We start from the raw sequence: 20405 nt of genomic DNA on the forward strand, positions 1-20405 counted from the left end.
TTCAACTGAAACCATAATCAAGGTACGGCGCAACATGAACCAGCCACGCCAGGGCCACGCCGAGCTCGACCTGGAGCGCTTCCTGCCCTACCGGCTGTCGGTGCTGAGCAACCGCGTCAGCGGCACGATCGCGCGCATCTACAGCGAACGCTTCGCCCTCACCGTGACCGAGTGGCGGGTGATGGCGGTGCTCGGCCGCTACCCGGGGCTGTCGGCGAACGAGGTCGCGCAGCGCACGGCGATGGACAAGGTCGCGGTCAGCCGCGCGGTCGCGCGCCTGCTCGAGGCCGGCCGGCTGGAGCGCGAGATCCACGGCGACGACCGCCGCCGCTCGGTGCTGCGCCTGTCCGAGGCCGGCTACCGGATCTACGACGAGGTCGCGCCGCTGGCGCTGGCGTTCGAACGGCGCCTGCTCGAGGGCATGGACGCGAACGAGCGCGCGCTGCTGTTCCGGCTGCTCGACCGGCTCGACGAGCTGGAACTGCGCGCGGAGGCCGAGCCGGTCGCGTCCGAGCCCCTGGCGCGGTAAGCGGCGCGCGCCGCCGCCGCGCCGGCCTGCCTCGGCGCTTCGATCCGGCCGGCGCCACGGCGCGGCGCATCGCCTCCGCGCGGCGCGCTCGCGCCAGGCCGGCCGCTCCGGGCCCCCCCGCGGGCGGCGCGGGCGCGGAACGGCGCCGCGCCGCCGCTCCCGGATGCGCACGCCTTGTCGCCGGCCGCGCCGCGCCCCATCTCGTCCGCGTGCCCACACGCGAGGAACCGCGATGAACGACCCCACGCCCGCCCACACCGCCGAACTGGCGGCGGTGAACCGCAAGATCGTCGCCGAGGGCGAAAGCCTGCCGGCGGTGAAGCTGCGCGACGGCAGCACGGTGCAGACCGGCACGGTCGCGACGATGCTGCACAACATCGCGCTGTACAACGCCGGCGAGCGCGGCGAGGTCGAGCGGCAGCTGGCGCTGGCCGTGCCGACGCTGTTCAAGGTCGGCCTGTTCGAGCTGTTCGCGCCGGAGGAATGGGTCCGCGGCGACAACCCGGGCCGCCGCTACGTCGGCGAGCAGGCGCTGCGCTGGCGCGAGGCGCAGGGCCGCGCCGGCGAAGCCTAGGCTCGCGTCCCGGCAACCGGAAACGACGACGGCGGCCCGCGGCCGCCGTCGTCCGGACGCGCGGTCGGCCGCGCCTACTTCACTCCGTGCATCAGCCGCTGCACCAGCGGTGCGATCAGGAACAGCAGCACGCCGGCGCCCAGCAGCAGCCAGAAGCCGAAGGTGTAGCCGGACAGCGCCGACTGCACGGTCATGCCGCTCTCGCCGCTGACGTGGCCGGCGAAGATGCCCGACAGGTTGTTGCCGATGCCGGTGGACAGGAACCAGCCGCCCATGCCGAAGCCGACCAGGCGCACCGGCGCCAGCTTGGTCACCATCGACAGACCGATCGGCGACAGGCACAGCTCGCCGACCGACTGGATCACGTAGACCATGAACAGCGTCCAGAACGGGATCTTGCCGAACTCGTCGACCAGGCTGGACAGGGCGAACATCAGCAGCGCGAAGGCCAGGCCGTTGAAGATCAGGCCGAGGCCGAACTTGCGCGGGATCGACGGGTTGGCGCGGCCCATCTTCACCCACAGCCAGGCCAGCACCGGGGCGATGGTGATGATCGCCAGCGAGTTCACCGACTGGAACCACGCGACCGGGAAGGTCCAGTCGCCGAAGCTGCGGTCGACGATCTTGTCGGCGAGGAAGTTGAACGAGCTGCCGGCCTGCTCGAAGAACATCCAGAACAGCACGTTGAACACGAAGATCAGCAGCATCGCCAGCGCGCGGTCGCGCTGGGTCTTACCCTCGCGCACGCCCTCGGCGATGATCAGCGCGCACAGCAGCACGAACATCGGCGTCAGCACCCACCAGTTGAGGGTGGCCGCGTCGATGGTCAGCAGGAAGTAGATCGCCGGGATCGCGACCAGCGCGCCGACCAGGGTCAGCAGCACCCGGCCGCGGTGCTCGCCGCCTTCCGGCGGCCGGCCGATGCCGGCGAGCCCGCGGCGGCCGAACCAGAACCACACCAGGCTCAGCAGCATGCCGATGCCCGAGGTGATGAACACCACCTTGTAGGCCGGCATCGCCTCGCTGCCGAACACCTTGTCGGCCAGCCAGCCGGTGAGGATCGGCGAGATCATCGCGCCGAGGTTGATGCCCATGTAGAAGATGGTGAAGCCCGAGTCACGGCGTTCGTCGCCGACCGCGTAGAGCTTGCCGACCATCGTGGAGATGTTCGGCTTGAACAGGCCGTTGCCGGCGATGATCGTCGCCAGGCCGAGCTTGAACACCTCCTGGTTCGGCACCGCGATCATGAACAGGCCAGCCGACATGATCGCCGCGCCGAGCAGGATCGAGCGCTGGTAGCCGATCACCCGGTCGGCGACGTAGCCGCCGAAGATCGCCGCCGCGTACACCAGCGCCAGGTAGGCGCCGTAGAGCTGGTTGGCCGGCTGCTCGCCGGTGCCGCTGCCCTGGTAGAACTGGGCCACGATGTACAGCACCAGCGCCCAGCGGATGCCGTAGAACGCGAAGCGCTCCCAGAATTCGGTCATGAACAGCATCCACAGCGGCTTCGGGTGGCCGAGGCGCTGCGGGAATTCGGGAATCGGCGCGGCCGTGCCGGCCGCGGGCATAGCGGTTCCGCTCATGTGCGGTCTCCCCCGTGTGGATCGAAGAACTGAATGGAAACCCACGCCGGGCGGCACGGGACCCGGGAGATTTACCGGGTGACGTCGGTCACGTCAAACCCGGACGGCCGGCCCGCCCGGCACGGCGCGGGCGGCGGCCCGCGATCGCCGCCCCGGAGCCGCGCCGCCGCTCACCCGCCGGCGGCCGCGGCGAAGGCGCGCGCCAGCAGGCGCGGGAACGCCGGATGCGCCGCGCCCAGGCGCGCCTGCGCCTCGTCCAGCGCGCACCAGCGCAGTTCGGCGTGCTCCTGCCGGTTCCGCGGCACGCCCTGCCAGCGCAGCACCCGGTACAGCCGCAGCCGCCACGGTTCCGGCGCCGCGCCCTCCAGGCGGCCGGCGTAGCGCAGCGCCCCGGCCGCGATGCCGAGCTCCTCGGACAGCTCGCGCCGCAGCGCCTGCGGCCCGCTCTCGCCCGGCTCGACGTGGCCGCCGAACACGTCCCAGGCCCCGGCCAGCCAGTCGCCCTCGTCGCGGCGGCGGCCGAGCAGGATGCGGCCGTCGCGGATCAGCAGCGCGCCGACGCAGTCGTGCACGCGCGTGCGCCGCCTAGGCGGCGCCGGGCGCGGGCGCGCCGATCATCGTGCGCACCTCGAACAGCTCCGGGAAGAAGCTCAGCTCCAGCGCCTGCTTGAGGAAGCCGACGCCGCTGGAGCCGCCGGTGCCGCGCTTGAAGCCGATGATCCGCAGCACCGTGCGCATGTGGCGGAAGCGCCACAGCTGGAACTGGCTCTCCAGGTCCACCAGGTCCTCGCACAGGTGGTAGGCGTCCCAGTGCGCCGCGGTGTCCTCGTAGATGCGCTCGAACACCGGCAGCAGCTCCGGGTCGGACACGTGCGCCTGGCGCAAGTCGCGCTGCAGGTGGCGGGCCGGCACCGGGTGGCCGTGGCGCGCGAGGTAGCGCAGCGTCTCGTCGTACAGGCTCGGCGCCTGCAGCGCCTCGCGCAGCGCGGCTTCGGCGGCGGGATCGTGCGCGAACACCTGCAGCATCGCCGCGTTCTTGTTGCCGAGCAGGAACTCGATGGTGCGGTACTGCAGCGACTGGAACCCGGACGAAGGCCCGAGGATGTCACGGAACTCCATGTACTCCGACGGCGTCAGCGTCTCCAGCACCGACCACATCTCGGTCAGCTGGCGCAGGATCGCCTTGCAGCGGGCGAGGCTCTTCTGGCCACGGTCGAGCCGGTCCTCGCGCAACTGCGCGATCGCCGCCTTCAGCTCGTGGATCATCAGCTTCATCCACAGCTCGGCGACCTGGTGCTGGACGATGAACAGCAACTCGTCGTGGTGCGCCGGCTGCGAGACCGGCCGCTGCGCCGACAGCAGCGTGTCCAGCCGCAGGTAGCCGGCGTAGGTCATCCGCCCGGACAGGTCGGTGTGGATGCCGGACTCCAGTTCGCGCTCGTTCTTGTCGACGCTCATCGCTCGTTTTCGCGTGCCGGCAAACGGCACCGCCCAGGGACGTTCAGGGTAGCGCATCGGCCCGCCGCGGCCGTCATCGCGATGCAACCCGCGGCCGCGAGGATTCGGGCAAACTCCTGTCCGCCGCAGGCCGACGGCCCGCCGGCACCGCCAGGACGGGGGGCGGCGGGCACACAACCCGGGGAAGCTCATGGACAAGTGCGAAGGCCGCATCGCGGCCGCGGTATGGAGCGGCGCGCTGTGGCTGGCGCTCGCCGGCGGCGCGCACGCGCAGGTGGTGATCAGCCAGGTCTACGGCGGCGGCGGCAACAGCGGCGCCACGCTCAGGAACGACTTCATCGAACTGCGCAACACCGGCGCCGCGCCGGTGAGCCTGGACGGCTGGAGCGTGCAGTACGCCTCCTCCGCCGGCACCAGCTGGTCGAACCGGACCCAGCTCGCCGGCACCATCGCGCCGGGCGGCTACTACCTGATCCAGCAGGCCGCCGGCAGCGGCGGCAGCGCCGATCTGCCGACGCCCGACGCGGTCGGTTCCATCGCGATGGCCGGCGGCGCCGGCAAGGTCGCGCTGGTGCGCTCGACCGCCGCGCTCAGCGGCGCCTGCCCGCTCGGCGACGCCAACCTGGTCGACTTCGTCGGCTACGGCAGCGCCGCCAACTGCTTCGAGGGCTCGGCGCCCACCGCCACCCTGGGCAACACCACCGCCGCGCTGCGCAAGAGCGACGGCGCCAGCGACAGCAACGACAATGCCGCCGACTTCGCCGTCGGCGCGCCCAACCCGCGCAACAGCGGCGCCGCCGGCCCGGCGCCGGAACCGGCGCTGCCGCTGGCCATCGCCCGGATCCAGGGCGGCGGGCTGCGTTCGCCGTACGAAGGCAAGCGCGTGGTCACCGAGGGCGTGGTCACCGCGCGCAAGTTCAACAACGGCTTCTTCCTGCAGAGCGAAGGCGACGGCGACCCGGCCACCTCGGACGCGATCTTCGTCTTCACCGGCAGCGCCCCGCCGGCCGCGGCGGCGGTGGGCCACCGCGTGCGGGTGACCGCCAGGGTCGAGGAGTTCGTGCCGTCGTCCAACCGCAACCAGCTCAGCGTCACCGAGCTGGTCGAGCCGACCGTGGAACTGCTGCACGCCGGGGCGGCGCTGCCGGCGCCGGTCGAGCTGGGCGCGGCCGAGCTCGGCCCCGATGCGGCACCGGACGCGCTGGAGCGCCTGGAAGCCATGCGCGTGAGCGTGGCCGCGGCGACCGCGGTCGCGCCGTCCGGCGGCTCGATCCGCGACGCCAGCGCCACCGCCGCCAACGACGGCGTGTTCCACGTGGTCCTGCCCGGCGTGGCGCGGCCGTTCCGCGAACCCGGCATCGGCGTGCTCGATGCGGCCCTGGCCGCGCTGCCGCCGGACAAGCGGCCGCCGCTGTTCGACACCAACCCGGAGCGGTTGATGGTGCGCAGCTGGGGCCAGATCGACGCGCAGCCGCTGACCGTGGACGTCGGCGCGCAGGTGCGCGGCCTGCGCGGCGTGCTCGACTACCACTCCGGCACCTGGGCGCTGCTGCCCGACCCGGCCACGCCGCCGGCGGTCGCGGGCGGCCGCCTGCCGCAGCCGGTGAGCGAGCCGGCCTACGACGAGGTCACCGTCGCCGGCTTCAACCTGCTGCGCCTGTTCGACGAGGTCGCCGACAACAACGGCGCGCCGACCGTGCAGCCGCAGGCACTGGCGTTCCGCCTCGCCAAGGCGGCGGCGGCGATCTGCGACTACCTTAAGGCACCGGACATCCTCGGCGTGGTCGAGGTCGAGAACCTGCGCGTGCTGGGCCTGCTGTCCGAGCGCGTGGACGCCGCCTGCGGCGCGCGCGCGCCGCACTACCAGCCGTACCTGGTGCCGGGCAACGACGTCGGCGGCATCAACGTCGGCTTCCTGGTCGCGCGCCGCGACAACGGCGCCGGCCGGCCGCGCGTGGACGCGCTGGAGGTGGTGCAGTACGGCAAGGACGCGACCCTGGCCAACCCCGACGGCAGCACCAGCCTGCTCAACGACCGCCCGCCGCTGCTGCTGCGCGCGCGGGTGCACCAGGACAACGGCGCGCAGTACCCGGTCACGGTGATCGTCAACCACCTGCGCTCGCTCAACGACCTGGACTCGGCCGATCCGGGCGAGAACGGCTGGAGCAGCGCCGGCGCGCGCGTGCGCGCCAAGCGCGGCGCGCAGGCGGCCTACCTGGCGGGGCTGGTCGAATCGCTGCAGCAGGCCGATCCGAGCGAGAAGATCATCCTGGTCGGCGACTTCAACGCGTTCGAGTTCAACGACGGCTACGTCGACGTGCTCGGCGTGATCAAGGGCGAGCCGGCGCCGCCGGGCCGGGTGCTCAGCCATGTGCCGAGCCCGCTGGCGCGCCCGCTCATCGACGGCTCGCAGCTGATCGCCGATCCGGCGCAGCGCTACTCCTACGTGTACGCCGGCAACGCGCAGGCGCTGGACCACGTGCTGGTGAACGAGGCCCTGTTCCTCGACGCCGCCGCGGTGCGGGTGGAGCACGCCCGCATCAACGCCGACTTCGCGGTCGACCACTTCGACGATCCGGCGCTGCCGCTGCGCGTGTCCGACCACGACCCGGTGCGGCTGAGCATCGCCGTGCCGGCGTTCCGCAGCGCCGACCTGGCGGTCGCCGCGGGCGCCACCCCGCGGTCCGTGCGCGCCGGCCAGACCGCCACCTTCGCCGCCGCGGTGCGCAACGCCGGCCCGAACCCGGCCGAGCATGCGGCGGTGGCGTTCGCGTTCGACGCCGCGGTGACGCCGGCGGTGACCGCGCCCGCCGGCTGGACCTGCGCCGCGCCGGCGCAGGACGCGGCCTCGACCACCGTGACCTGCACCACGCCGCGCCTGGCGCCGCAGGGCGCGGCGGAGTTCGCGCTCGCCGTGGCCGCGCCCGCGCTGGCGCACGGCGCCGCGCTGCGCATGGCCGCGGCGGTGCGCTCGCAGACCCGCGATCCGGCCAACGGCGACAACCAGGCCGAAGCCGCGGTGACGGTGGTGCAGTCGGCGGCCCTGTCGGTGCGGATCGAGGGCGGCCTGCTGCCGGTGCGCAAGGGCGCGATCGCGACCTTCCTGGTGCCGGTGCGCAACGCCGGGCCCGATGCCGCGCAGCAGGCCCGGCTGGTGCTGGAAGGCAACGTCGCCGGGCGCTTCGCCGCGGTGTCCGCGCCGCGCGGCTGGCGCTGCGCGCGCGCCGACACCGGCGCCGGCTTCCGCGCCGAGTGCGCCCGCGAGGCCGCGCTCGCGCCCGGCACGCAGTGGTTCGCCTTCGCCGTGACCGTGCCGGAGCGGCCGCGCCGCGGCGCCGAACTGGAGTTCGCCGCGCAGATCGGCGCCGCCACGCCGGATCCCGACGCGGGCGACAACCGCGACACGATCCGCGTCGGCATCCGCAAGCGCTGATCCGGCAATCGCGGCAGGCGCGAGGGCGCGCTCCGGCGCGCCCTTTTCCTTGCCGCACCCGGCATCCCGGCGGAACGGAGTGGAAAGCGCGTCCCCGTTGCGCCCGGAAGAAGCCGGCGGCGCTCGGCTGAACGCGCGCCGGCCGACGTGGCGGATCGCCGCGGCGCGCGTCCGCGCGCCGGCGCTTAGCGCGTTTCGCGGCGACTTGCATGCCGCAGCGCGCAACGGCTCTTTACCGCGCCTTCGGTATGATCCCCGCGTTCAGCGCATCGGGCTTCCTGCACCGATGCCGTGGCGCCAGGGCCGGCAAAGCCGGCCCGGCCCGCCGCAGCGCCGCCGCCGGCACTGGATCCGGCCGCCCGCCGCGGCTTTCCCCCAACACCCAGTCAGGACCTCCCGATGACGGTCGCCGCGACCTTCGAAATCGAATACCTGCAATACCTCGGCCCGGACGGCGCGCCGGTCGCCGACCTGCCGCCCGCCTTCCGCGACGCCAAGGCGCTGCTGCCGCTGTTCAAGCAGATGCTGTTCGTGCGTACCTTCGACAGCAAGGCGATCGCGCTGCAACGCACCGGCAAGCTCGGCACCTACGCCAGCTGCCTCGGCCACGAGGCCACCCACGTCGGCATCGGCGCGTCGATGCGGCCGGAAGACGTGTTCGCCCCCAGCTACCGCGAATACGGCGCGCAGTTCATGCGCGGCGTGCGCCCGCGCGAGGTGCTGCTGTACTGGGGCGGCGACGAGCGCGGCAACGACTTCGCCGGGCCCAAGCACGACTTCGCCTGGTGCGTGCCGATCTCGACCCAGTGCCTGCACGCCGCCGGCGCGGCGCTCGCGTTCAAGCTGCGCAAGGAACCGCGCCTGGCGGTGGCCTGCTGCGGCGACGGCGGTTCGTCCAAGACCGACTTCTACGCCGCGCTCAACTCCGCCGGCGCCTACCAGCTGCCGCTGGTGCTGTGCGTGATCAACAACGGCTGGGCGATCTCGGTGCCGCGCTCGGCGCAGACCGGCGCCAAGACCCTGGCGCAGAAGGGCCTGGCCGGCGGCCTGCACTGCCTGCAGGTGGACGGCAACGACCTGATCGCGGTGCTGGAAGGCATGCGCCGCGCCGCCGAGCGCGCGCGCAGCGGCGAGGGCGGCAGCGTGATCGAGTTCCTGACCTACCGCCTGCACGACCACACCACCGCCGACGACGCGCGCCGCTACCGCAGCGAGGACGAGGTCAAGGCGGCCTGGACGCGCGAGCCGATCGCGCGCCTGCGCACCTACCTCACCGCGCAGGGGCTGTGGAGCGAGGCCGAGGAGAAGGCCTGGGCCGAGGAATGCGGCAAGCGCGTCGACGAGGAGATCAACGCCTACCTCGAGACGCCGGTGCAGCCGGTCGAGGCGATGTTCGACTACCTGTACGCGGATCCGCCGCCGGATCTGCGCGCGCAACGCGCCGCCGCGCTCGCCCAGGAGGCCCGTCGATGAACGCCGAGAACGCCCCCAAGACCCTCGCCGGCGGCGCGCCCGCCGCGCCGGCCGCGGTCGCGCCGGCGATCACCCTGATCGAGGCGATCACCCAGGCATTGGCCTACGAGATGCGCCAGGACCCGACCGTGCTGGTGCTGGGCGAGGACGTCGGCGTCAACGGCGGCGTGTTCCGCGCCACCGCCGGCCTGCAGCAGCAGTTCGGCCCGGAGCGCGTGCTCGACACGCCGCTGGACGAGACCACCATCGCCGGCCTGACCGTGGGCCTGGCCGCGCAGGGCATGAAGCCGGTGGCCGAGTCGCAGTTCGACGGCTTCGTCTACCCGATGGTGGACCACATCGTCTGCCACGCCGCGCGCTTCCGCTACCGCACCCGCGGCCGCCTGACCTGCCCGATGGTGCTGCGCGTGCCGTGGGGCGGCGGCATCCGCGCCCCGGAGCACCACAGCGAGGCCAACGAGGCGATCTTCACCAACGTGCCCGGCCTGCGCGTGGTGATGCCGTCCTCGCCGGCGCGCGCCTACGGCATGCTGCTGGCCGCGATCCGCGACCCGGATCCGGTGATCTTCATGGAGCCCAAGCGCATCTACCGCCAGTACAAGGAAGTGGTGCCCGACGACGGCGAGGCCTTGCCGCTGGACGTGTGCTACGTGCTGCGCGACGGCAGCGACGTCACCCTGGTCACCTGGGGCGCGCAGGTCAAGGAGACGCTGGAGGCGGCCGACAGGCTCGCGGCCGAGGGCATCGGCGCCGAGGTGATCGACGTGGCCACGCTCAAGCCGCTGGACTTCGCCACCATCGCCGAGTCGGTGGCCAAGACCGGGCGCTGCGTGATCGTGCACGAGGCGCCGAAGACCGCCGGCTTCGGCGCGGAGATCGCCGCGCGCCTGGCCGAGGAGTCGATGTACGACCTGCTGGCGCCGGTCGAGCGCGTCACCGGCTACGACACCCACATCCCGCTGTTCCGGCTGGAAATGAAGTACCTGCCGAGCGTGGAGCGGATCGTCGCCGCGGCCAAGCGCACCCTCGCGGCGGGCTGAGCGATGCCGCGGGCCCGCGTCGTCGCCGCGCACCGCGCGCCGGACCGCCCGCCGATCCGGGTCGCGCCCGGCACGCCGGTGACGCTCGGCGAGCGCGACCGCGAATGGCCGGACTTCGTCTGGACCACGCTGGCCGACGGCCGCGGCGGCTGGGTGCCGGCGACGCTGTTCGACGCCGGGCGCGGCCCCGCCACCGCGCTCGCGGACTACGACACGCGCGAGCTCGACGCCGATCCGGGCGAGACGCTGGAACTCGAGCGCGAGCTGGCGCAGTGGTGGTGGGCGCGCAACGCCCGCGGCGACGAAGGCTGGGTGCCGGCACGGGTGCTGCAGCTGCTGGATTGATACGAACGCCTCCCCTGCCTGCAGGGGAGGCCGGAGGAGCGCGGCGCGTCGATACCGCCGCGGAGAGCGCGCTCCTCCCCCGCCCTGGTGGCAGGGCGGCCGCCACCGACACACGAAACGAGACGATTCCGCATGACCGCACAGAAGACCTTCCTGCTTCCCGACCTCGGCGAAGGCCTGCCCGACGCCACCATCGTCGAGTGGTTCGTCAAGGAGGGCGACACGATCCGCCTGGACGAGCCGCTGGTGTCGATGGAGACCGCGAAGGCGGTGGTCGAGGTGCCTTCGCCGGTGTCCGGCAAGGTGCTGAGGCTGGCCGGCGGCCCCGGCGACGTGATCGTCACCGGCACCATGCTGGCCGAGTTCGAGATCGACCCCTCGCTGCCGCAACGCGCCGAGGGCCAGGAAACCGGCCATCACCACGGCGCCGGCAGCCCCGCGCCCAGCGACGGCGGCAAAGTGGTCGCCTCCGACGACGGCGGCGCGATCAGCGCCGCGGCGGCGCCGGCGCCGAAAGGCGAGCCGCGCGCCGACGCCGGCACCGTGGTCGGCGCGATGCAGAGCTCGGACGCGGTGCGCAGCGAACAGGCGGTCGCGGTGGGCGGGGTCAAGGCGATGCCGGCGGTGCGCGCGCTGGCGCGCAAGCTCGGCGTCGACCTCGCCCGGGTGCGCCCGAGCGGCGCCGACGGCGTGGTCACGATGGACGACGTCAAGCGCGCGGCCGCGGAGGGCGCCGCGCCGCCGGCCGCGGCCCCCGTGCGGGCGGCGGACCGCGCCGCGCCGCCGGCGCCCGCGGCCGCACGCAGCACCCTGTCGCAGTCCGGCCGCCCGATGCGCACCCAGCCGCCGGGCGTGGCCGCGAGCGGCCAGCCCGAGCAGCTCAAGGGCGTGCGCCGCAACATGGCGCGGGTGATGGCCGACGCGCACGCCAAGGTGGTGCCGACCACGCTGGTGGACGACGCCGACCTGCACGCCTGGATCGGCAAGCAGGACATCACCGCGCGGCTGGTGCGCGCGATCGTCGCCGCCTGCAAGACGGTGCCGGCGCTGAACGCCTGGTTCGACGGCGACACCCTGACCCGCACCCTGCATCCGCACGTCGACATCGGCATCGCGGTGGACACCGACGACGGCCTGTTCGTGCCGGCGCTGCGCAACGCCGACATGCTCGACGCGCGCGGCGTGCGCGAGGGCATCAACCGCCTGCGCGCGCAGGTCGAGGAGCGCACCATCCCGGCGAGCGAGCTCTCCGGCTACACGATCTCGCTGTCCAACTTCGGCATGTTCGCCGGCCGCTACGCCACCCCGGTGGTGGTGCCGCCGTGCGTGGCGATCGTCGGCGCCGGCAAGCTGTCGCACGACGTGGTCGCGGTGATGGGCGGCATCGAGGTCCACCGCCGGCTGCCGATCTCGCTGACCTTCGACCATCGCGCCTGCACCGGCGGCGAGGCCGCGCGTTTCCTCAAGGCGCTGCTGGACGACATGGCCCTGCCGCAGTAGCCGGGAGCGAACGGTTGCTCCTCCGCAGCCCGGACAAGCGCAGCGCATCCGGGCTCGCAACGGGGCATCCCGGACGAGGGACGAAGGGGGGAACGGGAACCGCGGAACGCCCCGCTCGTGACCGGTCCCCCTCGATCCGTTCCGAACCGCCTTGATCCGGGCGGGAACCGGCCTCGCGCCATGCTCAAGGCGGCCGCCGTCGACGGCGGCGACACGGGCGCTATGCTCCGCTACCGCACCCGCCCTTCTTCGCGACGGAGCCCCCCATGCCGCACCGCAGCCGCCTCGCCGGCTTCATCATCGACTGCAACACCGACGACCTCGACGCCGCGGCCGACTTCTGGAGCCAGGCCCTGGGCGCCGCGGTCGTCGACCGCGACGCCGGCGACGACACCGCGCAGTACCAGTCCCTGGGCCGGACGCGCGGCGGCCTGTCCGTCGAGGTGCAGAAGGTCGACCATCCTTCGCGCGTGCACCTGGACATCGAGGCCGACGACATCGACGCCGAGGCCGCGCGGCTGGAGAAGCTGGGCGCCAGGCGGGTCGGGTTCGTGAAGCGCTGGTGGGTGATGGAGGCGCCGACCGGCCAGCGCTTCTGCGTGGTGCGGATGAAGGAGCCCGACCGCGATCCGCCGCCGAACGTGTGGGATTGAACGCCCGGGCCGCGCATGCCCTCGCCGGCCCGCTCGCGCGAGCGGGAGCGGGCGGCAGGCCCCCTGCCGGAGCTTCGGAAGCCGCCCTCCCGCTTGCCGGAGCGGTCGGGTGGAGGGCGCCCCGGAACGAACGCGCTAGCCGTGGTGCCAGGGCGTGTCGTCCGCGACCACGCGGTTGCGACCGGCGGCCTTGGCGCGGTACAGCGCCTGGTCGGCGCGGACGAACACCTGCTCGGACCAGTCGCGGCCCGGCTCGCCCATCGCCAGCCCGATCGACACCGTCAGCGGAAACGGCAGCGCCGCCTGCGCGATGTGCCCGCGGATGCGCTCGGCGACCTGCGCCGCGTCGTCCAGGCGCGTGTCCGGCAGCAGGATCAGGAACTCCTCGCCGCCGTAACGCGCGGCGAAGTCGCCATGCCGCACCGAGGCCGCGACCGCGTCGGCGACCGCGCGCAGGGCGCGGTCGCCGAGCAGGTGGCCGTAGCGGTCGTTGACCTGCTTGAAGTGGTCGATGTCCAGCAGCATCAGCGTGTACGGCCGCCGCGCCAGGCGCTCGGCGACCCCCGGGTCCTCGTGCAGCTGGCTCAGCGCGGTACGGTTGAGCAGGCCGGTGAGCGCGTCGTGCGTGGCGCTGTGCTGGAGCTGGTCGTGGCGCCGCTGCAGGTCCTCGCGCGAAGCCTCCAGGCGCCGCGCGAACGCCTCGCGCTCGGCCAGCAGGCGGCGCTGTTCCAGCGCGTAGCGGCGCAGTTCGAGCAGGTGCCCGGTCTGCCGCGCCAGCACGCCCAGGCCTTCGCGTTGGCCGGCGCTCAGCCGGCGCGAGCGCACGTCCATTACGCACACGGTGCCGAGCGCGTGGCCTTCCGGGCTCAGCAGCGGCATGCCGGCGTAGAAACGCACCGGCCGTCCGCCGATGCGCAGCGGCGGCGCGGGGATCCCGGCCTGCGCGCGGAAATCCTCCACCACCAGCAGCTCGTGCGGGTTGCGGATCGCGCGGTCGCATACCGCCTCGCTGCGCGGGGTCTGCGCGTCCTCGATGCCGATCCGCGCCTTGAACCACTGCCGCTCGCGGTCGATCAGCGAGATCGCCGCCGCCGGCGTTTCGCACAGCGTCGCCGCCAGGCGCACGATGTCGTCGTAGGCCTGCTCGGGCGCGGTGTCGAGGATCGCGTACGCGTCGAGCGCGAGCTGGCGCGGCGCTTCCTCGAGCGGCGTGGCGAGCGGCAGAGGGGGGACGGCGGACATGGAGAGGGGGCGCGTGCGGCCCGGTCGCGAAGTGGCGACAGGCTACTCCGGCGGCCGCGCCCGGGCCTGTGATGCACCGCACACCGTCCGGGGCGGCTTCAGCCGCCGGTCCGCTTCGCCTCGCGGTCGAGCCACACTTCCAGGCCTTGCGCGTTGAGCTCGATGTCGATCGCCAGCGCCGCGCGCACCCCGGCCGCGCCGGCGCGGCTGCCGTGGGCCGCCGCGCACTCCGCGTACAGCGCCGCCAGCGCCTCGACCAGCCAGGCGTGGCGGTCCGGCCGGTCGCGCGCGGCGCGCGCCAGCGCGACCATCGCATCGACCTGCTCGATCAGCTCCGCACCGACCCGCGCGGCGTCGCCGATCCGGCCGTAGTGGGTCAGGTACATCGCGTCGGGCTCGCGCGCGCACAGCGCGCGGATCGAGGCCTTCAGCGGCTCGGGTTCGAACTGCACCGGCGAGGTGGTCGGGATCGCGAACGGCCGGCCCTGCGCGTCGTCGAGCTCACGGTAGGACAGGCCGAAGGTGTCGCCGGTGAACCAGCTGCGGCTGCGCGCGTCCCACACGCACAGGTGGTGGCGCGCATGGCCGGGCGTGTCGGCGCACAGCAACGGGCGGCCGGCGAGCTCGACCACCGTGCCGTCGGGCGCCTCGTATACGCGCGCGGCCGGCACCGGCACCACCTCGCCGTAGCTGCGCGCCATCTCCGCCTCGCCGTACACCGCGGTGGCGCCGGCGACCAGGCGGGCCGGGTCGACCATGTGCGCCGCGCCGCGCGGATGCACCAGCAGGCGCGCGTGCGGCAGCTCGCGCATCAACGCGCCGGCGCCGCCGGCGTGGTCGAGGTGGACATGGGTCAGGATCACCCAGTCCACCGCCTCCGCGCCCAGGCCCTGCGCCTCCAGCGCGGCGAACAGCGCCGGCAGCGCATGGCGGGTGCCGCAATCGACGAACGCGGCGCGGCCGTTCTCGACGATCAGGTAGGCGGCGTCGAACCGCGGGCGCTGGAAGCCGGTGTCGATGGTGACGATGCCGTGCGCGGCGTGCGCGGGATCCATGAGGGCGCTCCTGGAGGCGATCGGAGCTCCAGTCTAGGCAGCGCCGGCGCGACGGACGATGCCGCTTTGGTCGATTCGCCCGTCAGTAGAGCAGGCACGACGTGCGCGCCGACAGCAGCCATGCCAGCAGCCACCCCAGCGCGAACAGGATCGGCAGCGCCAGCGCGCCGACCGCGCCCGCGCGCGCCAACCGCCGCGCCGGCCGCAGCACGAGGTGGAGCGCCGCCGCCAGCACCGGCCACAGCAAGGCCGAGGCCGGCAGGAGCAGCACCGGCAGGAGCAGCATCAGCAGCGCGAAGCCGTGGTGCTCGCCGGGCTGCGTGCAGGCGTGGGCGTAGTAGCCGTCCAGGGCCGCGTACGGCCACAGCAGCGCCAGCGACAGGCAGAGCAGGGCGCCGGCCGATGCGCGCAGCGCGCGCCTGCCCGGCGGCGGCCCGGAGCCGGTCATCGCCGGGCTCCGCCGTCGCGCCCGCGCAGCCAGCGCCGGCGCACGAACACGGCCACCGCCAGCACCAGCAGGAACACGCCGTAGGCCACCGAAGTGGCCAGGATCTGCGGCCACAGCCGCCCGTAGGCGCGGTCGGCGTAGCCCAGCGCCCAGCCGTTGGCGGCGACGAACGCGGCCAGCGCCAGCGCCAGCGCGACCGCGTCGAAGCGCCGCCGCGCCACCGTGCGCGGCCGGCGCGGGAACAGCCAGAACAGCGCGCCGAGCACCGCCAGCCACGGCAGGAACAGGATCAGCGCCAGGTTCGCCTCGACCAGCGGGCTCATGCGTCTTCCGCGACGAGTCGCGCCAGCGCCTCGGCCAGCTCGTCGAGGGTCGCGTCCTCGAGCAGGCGCCCGACCACGGCCTCGCCCAGGCGCACCGCGCCGTCCTCGGCACGATGCAGCGCCGCGCCGCCGTCGCGCTTGAGCGCGGCGATCAGCTCGCCGGCGGTGCGCGCCGATTCGTGGCCGACGCTCTGCAGCAGGGCGCGCTCGCCGGCGACCAGCTTGAAGTAGAAGCGGCCGTCGCGCTCGCGGTACTGCTTGAACACCGGCGCCGCCGCCTTGCCCTGCGGCTTGTGCGCGCCGCCGCGCTGCCCGGCCAGAGCCAGGTCGCGCAGGCCAACCGCCTCGCGCAGCGCGCGCAGGCGCGGCGCGGCGTAGCGCTCGCGCAGGCGCTGCGCGCCGGCGCGCAGGATCGCCTCGATCTTCGCCGGCTCGGCGATCAGCGCCTCGTACTTCTCGCGCAGCGGCGCGACCTCGGCGTCGATGCGCTCGAACAGCGCCTGCTTGGCCTCGCCCCAGGCGATGCCGGCGGCGAACGCGCCCCGCATCGCCTCGGTCTCCTCGGCGCTGGCGAAGGCCTGGTAGAGCTGGAACACGTTGGAGCTCCCGGCATCCTTCGGCTCGCCCGGCGCGCGCGAGTCGGTGACGATCGAGTAGATCAGCTTCCTCAGCGTCTCGCGCGGCGCGAACAGCGGGATGACGTTGTCGTAGCTCTTGCTCATCTTGCGCCCGTCCAGGCCCGGCAGCGTGGCCACGTGCTCCTCGATCGCCGCCTCCGGCAGCACGAAGTGCTCGCCGTAGAGATGGTTGAAGCGCTGGCCGAAGTCGCGCGCCATCTCGATGTGCTGGATCTGGTCGCGGCCCACCGGCACCTTGTGCGCGCCGAACAGCAGGATGTCCGCGGCCATCAGCACCGGGTACATGAAGAGCCCGGCGCTGATCCCGGCGTCGTCGTCCTCGCCGGCCTCACGGTTCTTGTCCACCGCCGCCTTGTAGGCGTGGGCGCGGTTGAGGAGGCCCTTGCCGGCGACGCAGGTCAGCAGCCAGGTCAGTTCCGGGATCTCGGGAATGTCGCTCTGGCGATAGAACCAGACCTTGTCCGGGTCCAGGCCGCAGGCCAGCCAGGTCGCGGCGATCTCCAGCGTCGAGCGTTGCACCCGCGCCGGCTCCTGCACCTTGATCAGCGCATGGTAGTCGGCGAGGAAGTAGAAGCTCTCCACGCCCGGCGCGCGGCTGGCGGCCACGGCCGGGCGGATCGCGCCGACGTAGTTGCCCAGGTGCGGCGTGCCCGAGGTGGTGATGCCGGTGAGGACGCGGGTGGGGCTCATGCGAAGCGGAAGCGGAGAAAACGGCCCCACAGTGTACCCGCCCGGGCAACCCCGCCCGTGCCGCCGGCGCGTTTGCATGGCCTGTCCCCTCGCGGAGTCCGCCGCCATGCCACGCCTGCTCTCCCGCCTCGCCGCCCTGCTGCTCGCCTGGTCCGCCTGCGTTCCGCTGGGCGCGCGGCCGCGGGTCGAACTGGAGGTGGTCGACCGCGACGCCGGCCGCGCGCTGGCGCAGGTCGCGCACCGCGGGCAGCGCTGGATCGCCGCCGCGCCCGGACACCGCTATGCGGTCCGCCTGCGCAACGCCGGCCCGGAGCGGGTGCTGGTGGTGTTGTCGGTGGACGGGGTCAATGCGCTCACCGGGCAGACCGCGCACCCCGCGCAGGCCGGCTACGTGCTCGGCCCCTGGCAGCGCGCGGAGATTCCCGGCTGGCGCAAGTCGCTGGACGAGGTCGCGCAATTCGTCTTCGCCGACGTGGCGGCGAGCTACGCCGCGCGCACCGGCCAGCCGGAGAACGTCGGCGTGATCGGCATGGCCGTGTTCGCCGAGGCGCGGGACGCGGATGCCCGCATCCCGGCACCCGGACCGCCGGCGTCGGTGGCGCGGGAATCCGCGCGGCCGTCCGGCGCCGGCGCGGCGGCCGCGGCCGATGCGCTCCGCGCGTCCCGGCAATCGCTCGGCACCGCGCACGGCGCGCGCGAATGGTCGCCGATCGCCACCACCGGCTTCGTCCGCGCCAGCCGCCGTCCGGCGCAGATGCTGGAGCTGCGCTACGACGACGCGGCCGCGTTGCTCGCGCGGGGCGTGCCGCTCGTCCCGCCGCATCCGCGCGAGATACCCGGGGACCGCCCGCGCGCGTTCCCGGTCGGCTTCGTGCCCGACCCGTAGAGGCGGCGGGTCGCCCGGCGAGCGCCGGCCCGCGCCGGCGCGGGCCGCGCGCTTCGCGGAGAACCGCCGCGTCCGCGGATGCGCCGCCCGCGCGCGCAGCGCACCGGCGCGGCGAACGGCGGCCCCGGGCCCGCGCGCAGCGCGCCGCCCCGCAAAAGAAACGGGCCGGCAGGGCCGGCCCGATCTCCTCGTCTTTCCTCGGTTCTTCCACCCGCCGCCGGCGCGCGCCGCGGCCGGAGGATCGCTCCGGCCCCGACGGCGCGCGCCGCCGCGTGTCAGTTCAGCGTCTTCTCGAACTCGCGCACCTCGCGCTCGGCCCGCTCGCGCTCCCAGCCGTAGCGCTCCTGCAGCTTGCCGGCCAGGTATTCGGCGTTGCCTTCGCTCACGTCGAACACGTCGTCGGTCAGATCGCCCCAACGGGCCTTGGCCTGGCCTTTGATCTGGTTCCATTTGCCCGCGATGATGTCTCTGTTCATGCTGCTTCCTCGGTGGCGCGGCGCTCTCGCCGCTTCGTCGCGCTCAGCATGGCGCCCCGTGCATTCGTTCCAGGTCAGGATTGCGTTAGCCGCGCCTCGACGTAGGTGAACGCTTCAGCGCGCGGCGACGAAAAAGGCCGGATCGCTCCGGCCTTTTCGCGTGACGCCGCGGCGCCTCAGCAGTTGCCGTCCTTGCAGTCCTCGGCCGTCTCCTCGACCTTCTCGCCGGCGGACTGCACGTCCTTGCCGGCGCCGGCGACGGTGTTGCACGCCGTCAGCACGCCCGTCGAGAACAGGGCCAGCAGCATCAGGGCCAACAAACGCTTCATGGGACTCTCCTTTCGGAAGTGACGGGTGTCGGGCGGAACCCGCCTGCGGCGGGGTCGCGGTCGCATGACACGCGAGCCGCCGTGAAGCGGACGTGGAATCGGGGCGCCCGGCACGGCCGCGGTTCAGCCTCCCGGCGCGCCGCGCGGGCACGAAAAAGGCCGGACGGGCCGGCCTTCTTCGATGCGCCCGCGGGGGGGGCCGCGGTGGCTTACTTCTTGGCCGAGTCCTCGACCTTCTCGCCGAGCTTCTGCACGTCCTTGCCCACACCTTCGACGGTATTGCAGGCGGACAGCGCGAGCGAGAACGAGGCCAGCAGCAGCACGGCGATCAGACGCTTCATGTTCATCTCCTGATGTCTCTGTGAAAGCGGTTGCGCGGGCGACGCGCAACGGCCGCCCACTATCGCATGGCGGACGGGCGCCTGGCAGCGGGTGCGGCCGGGCCGGCGCCTGCGGCGCTCAGTCGCGCATCAGCGTGGACTTGCCGAACAGGCTCTCGACCAGGTCCACCGCCAGCTTGGCGGTGCGGTTGCGCTTGTCGATGATCGGGTTGAGCTCGACGATGTCCAGCGACCCCATGCGCCCGGTGTCGGCGATCATCTCCATCACCAGTTGCGCCTCGCGGTAGTTCGGCCCGCCCGGCACCCGGGTGCCGACGCCGGGGGCGATGGCCGGGTCGAGGAAGTCGACGTCGAAGCTGACGTGCAGGTGGGTGTCCGCGTCGACGCCTTCCAGCGCCTCCTCCATCGCCCGCTTCATCCCGACCTCGTCGATGTAGCGCATGTCGTAGACGTCCAGGCCGTATTCCTTGACCAGGCGCTTCTCGCCCTCGTCGACCGAGCGGATGCCGATCTGGCGGATCTCGTCGGGCCGCACCGCCGGGGCCGCGCCGCCCAGCCGGGTCAGCGCGTCGGGGCCGAGCCCGCACAGGCACGCCACCGGCATGCCGTGCAGGTTACCCGACGGCGTCACCTGCGAGGTGTTGAAGTCGGCGTGCGCGTCCAGCCACAGCACGCGCAGGCGCTTGCCGGTCCCGCGGCAATGCCGCGCCACCGCGGTGATCGAACCCAGGCCGAGGCAGTGGTCGCCGCCGAGCAGGATCGGCATGCGCCCGAGGTCGAGTTCCGCCGCGACCGCTTCCATCACCGCGCGGTTCCAGGCCACCACCTCGGCGAGGTGGCGGTAGCCCTCGACCGGCTTCTGCCAGGGGTTGCGCGGGCCGTCGAGATTGCCGCGGTCGATCACGTCGATGCCGCGCGCCTCCAAGGCTTCCCCCAGACCGGCGATGCGCAGGGCCTCGGGGCCGAGCCGCGCGCCGCGGTGCCCCGCGCCGACGTCGGTCGGCGCGCCGATCAACGAAACCGGGGGATAACTGCGAGCCATTCGGCGAACCTCCTGCGTGGCCGGCGCTGCGCGCGGCAATGCGCAAGGATAACGCCGCCGCCGGGACCGGCGCATGCGCACGCGGCCCGGACGCGGATGCTCGCGTCCGGTGCGCGATGCGAAGCACGCGGCGAGCGCGGCGCGATGTCCCTCGCCGCGCGGTCGGGCCATGGCCGTCCCCGCGGCCTGCGGCGGCGCGGTGGCGACGGACGTGCGCGCGGCCTTCGCGGTGCGACGCCACCTGGGCGCGGCAGGACGTCGCCGTTTCGCGCGCGCTTCATCGCCGCGCCGGGCCGCGTCCGGAGCCCGATCCGCCCCCGAGGCGGGGCGGCGGCCCGGGCGCTGCG

The 20405-nt window shown here is 73.7% G+C and carries 21 protein-coding genes; 9 read left to right on the forward strand and 12 right to left on the reverse strand.

The window, feature by feature from the left end; genetic code table 11:
• Positions 1–34 precede the first annotated feature (34 nt).
• Both EDC50_RS07280 and EDC50_RS07285 read left to right on the forward strand, forming a co-directional pair.
• Positions 35–529 (forward strand): MarR family winged helix-turn-helix transcriptional regulator, encoded by a 495-nt coding sequence (locus tag EDC50_RS07280; RefSeq protein WP_123769833.1) that lies wholly within the window; start codon positions 35–37, stop codon positions 527–529.
• A 232-nt stretch (positions 530–761) separates the two neighbouring features.
• Complete coding sequence (locus tag EDC50_RS07285) at positions 762–1103, forward strand: DUF7709 family protein (RefSeq protein ID WP_123769834.1); 342 nt, start codon at positions 762–764, stop codon at positions 1101–1103.
• A 74-nt stretch (positions 1104–1177) separates the two neighbouring features.
• Here the strand turns inward: EDC50_RS07285 and EDC50_RS07290 are convergent, their stop codons facing one another.
• The 3 genes from EDC50_RS07290 to EDC50_RS07300 all read right to left on the reverse strand — a co-directional run bounded on the left by EDC50_RS07290 (position 1178) and on the right by EDC50_RS07300 (position 4144).
• Positions 1178–2686 carry a peptide MFS transporter gene (locus tag EDC50_RS07290; RefSeq protein ID WP_123769835.1) on the reverse strand — a complete coding sequence of 503 codons (1509 nt, stop codon included), beginning with the start codon at positions 2684–2686 and terminating at the stop codon, positions 1178–1180.
• A 170-nt stretch (positions 2687–2856) separates the two neighbouring features.
• Positions 2857–3258: an NUDIX domain-containing protein gene (locus EDC50_RS07295; RefSeq protein WP_123769836.1), complete on the reverse strand. Its 402-nt coding sequence runs from the start codon at positions 3256–3258 to the stop codon at positions 2857–2859.
• A gap of 13 nt (positions 3259–3271) precedes the next feature.
• On the reverse strand, positions 3272–4144 hold the full coding sequence (locus EDC50_RS07300) for a tryptophan 2,3-dioxygenase (protein WP_123769837.1): 873 nt from the start codon (positions 4142–4144) through the stop codon (positions 3272–3274).
• A gap of 190 nt (positions 4145–4334) precedes the next feature.
• On the opposite strand from EDC50_RS07300, the gene EDC50_RS07305 reads away from it, so the two are divergent.
• The 6 genes from EDC50_RS07305 (at position 4335) to EDC50_RS07330 (ending at position 12588) form a co-directional block, all read left to right on the forward strand.
• The gene (locus tag EDC50_RS07305) at positions 4335–7577 is read left to right on the forward strand and encodes a lamin tail domain-containing protein (RefSeq protein WP_123769838.1); all 3243 of its coding nucleotides are present in this window, start codon (positions 4335–4337) and stop codon (positions 7575–7577) included.
• 399 nt (positions 7578–7976) lie between these two features.
• Entirely contained in the window at positions 7977–9050 is a 1074-nt protein-coding gene (gene pdhA / locus EDC50_RS07310) for a pyruvate dehydrogenase (acetyl-transferring) E1 component subunit alpha (RefSeq protein ID WP_123769839.1), read from the forward strand.
• On the forward strand, positions 9047–10090 hold the full coding sequence (locus EDC50_RS07315; RefSeq protein WP_123769840.1) for an alpha-ketoacid dehydrogenase subunit beta: 1044 nt from the start codon (positions 9047–9049) through the stop codon (positions 10088–10090). The genes pdhA and EDC50_RS07315 overlap by 4 nt, the downstream gene beginning before the upstream one ends.
• Positions 10091–10093: 3 nt before the next feature.
• Positions 10094–10435: an SH3 domain-containing protein gene (locus tag EDC50_RS07320; protein WP_123769841.1), complete on the forward strand. Its 342-nt coding sequence runs from the start codon at positions 10094–10096 to the stop codon at positions 10433–10435.
• 132 nt (positions 10436–10567) lie between these two features.
• Entirely contained in the window at positions 10568–11935 is a 1368-nt protein-coding gene (locus EDC50_RS07325) for a dihydrolipoamide acetyltransferase family protein (protein ID WP_123769842.1), read from the forward strand.
• A 266-nt stretch (positions 11936–12201) separates the two neighbouring features.
• A complete protein-coding gene (locus tag EDC50_RS07330; protein ID WP_123769843.1) occupies positions 12202–12588 on the forward strand; it encodes a VOC family protein in 387 nt (128 codons plus the stop codon).
• Between the two features lie 135 nt (positions 12589–12723).
• Here EDC50_RS07330 and EDC50_RS07335 read toward each other — a convergent pair whose 3' ends face one another.
• The 5 genes from EDC50_RS07335 to EDC50_RS07355 form a co-directional block, all read right to left on the reverse strand.
• A complete protein-coding gene (locus EDC50_RS07335; RefSeq protein ID WP_123769844.1) occupies positions 12724–13830 on the reverse strand; it encodes a sensor domain-containing diguanylate cyclase in 1107 nt (368 codons plus the stop codon).
• A gap of 98 nt (positions 13831–13928) precedes the next feature.
• Positions 13929–14885 (reverse strand): MBL fold metallo-hydrolase, encoded by a 957-nt coding sequence (locus EDC50_RS07340; RefSeq protein ID WP_123769845.1) that lies wholly within the window; start codon positions 14883–14885, stop codon positions 13929–13931.
• A gap of 82 nt (positions 14886–14967) precedes the next feature.
• Positions 14968–15333 (reverse strand): hypothetical protein, encoded by a 366-nt coding sequence (locus EDC50_RS07345; RefSeq protein ID WP_123769846.1) that lies wholly within the window; start codon positions 15331–15333, stop codon positions 14968–14970.
• Positions 15330–15656, reverse strand: coding sequence for a hypothetical protein (locus EDC50_RS07350; RefSeq protein WP_123769847.1), 327 nt, complete (start codon positions 15654–15656; stop codon positions 15330–15332). The genes EDC50_RS07345 and EDC50_RS07350 overlap by 4 nt, the downstream gene beginning before the upstream one ends.
• A complete protein-coding gene (locus EDC50_RS07355) occupies positions 15653–17092 on the reverse strand; it encodes a tryptophan--tRNA ligase (RefSeq protein ID WP_338419817.1) in 1440 nt (479 codons plus the stop codon). The genes EDC50_RS07350 and EDC50_RS07355 overlap by 4 nt, the downstream gene beginning before the upstream one ends.
• Here EDC50_RS07355 and EDC50_RS07360 point away from each other — a divergent pair.
• Positions 17091–17870, forward strand: coding sequence for a hypothetical protein (locus tag EDC50_RS07360; RefSeq protein WP_123769849.1), 780 nt, complete (start codon positions 17091–17093; stop codon positions 17868–17870). The genes EDC50_RS07355 and EDC50_RS07360 overlap by 2 nt on opposite strands.
• A gap of 275 nt (positions 17871–18145) precedes the next feature.
• Here EDC50_RS07360 and EDC50_RS07365 read toward each other — a convergent pair whose 3' ends face one another.
• The 4 genes from EDC50_RS07365 to rocF all read right to left on the reverse strand — a co-directional run bounded on the left by EDC50_RS07365 (position 18146) and on the right by rocF (position 20058).
• Positions 18146–18346, reverse strand: a complete 201-nt coding sequence (locus EDC50_RS07365) for a CsbD family protein (RefSeq protein WP_123769850.1) — start codon at positions 18344–18346, stop codon at positions 18146–18148.
• Positions 18347–18522: 176 nt separating this feature from the next.
• Positions 18523–18675: an entericidin A/B family lipoprotein gene (locus EDC50_RS07370; protein WP_123769851.1), complete on the reverse strand. Its 153-nt coding sequence runs from the start codon at positions 18673–18675 to the stop codon at positions 18523–18525.
• Between the two features lie 209 nt (positions 18676–18884).
• The gene (locus tag EDC50_RS07375; RefSeq protein WP_123769852.1) at positions 18885–19016 is read right to left on the reverse strand and encodes an entericidin A/B family lipoprotein; all 132 of its coding nucleotides are present in this window, start codon (positions 19014–19016) and stop codon (positions 18885–18887) included.
• 118 nt (positions 19017–19134) lie between these two features.
• Complete coding sequence (rocF, locus tag EDC50_RS07380) at positions 19135–20058, reverse strand: arginase (protein WP_123769853.1); 924 nt, start codon at positions 20056–20058, stop codon at positions 19135–19137.
• Positions 20059–20405: the final 347 nt, after the last annotated feature.

It is taken from the genome of Vulcaniibacterium tengchongense (genome assembly GCF_003814555.1).
Lineage (GTDB): Bacteria > Pseudomonadota > Gammaproteobacteria > Xanthomonadales > Xanthomonadaceae > Vulcaniibacterium > Vulcaniibacterium tengchongense.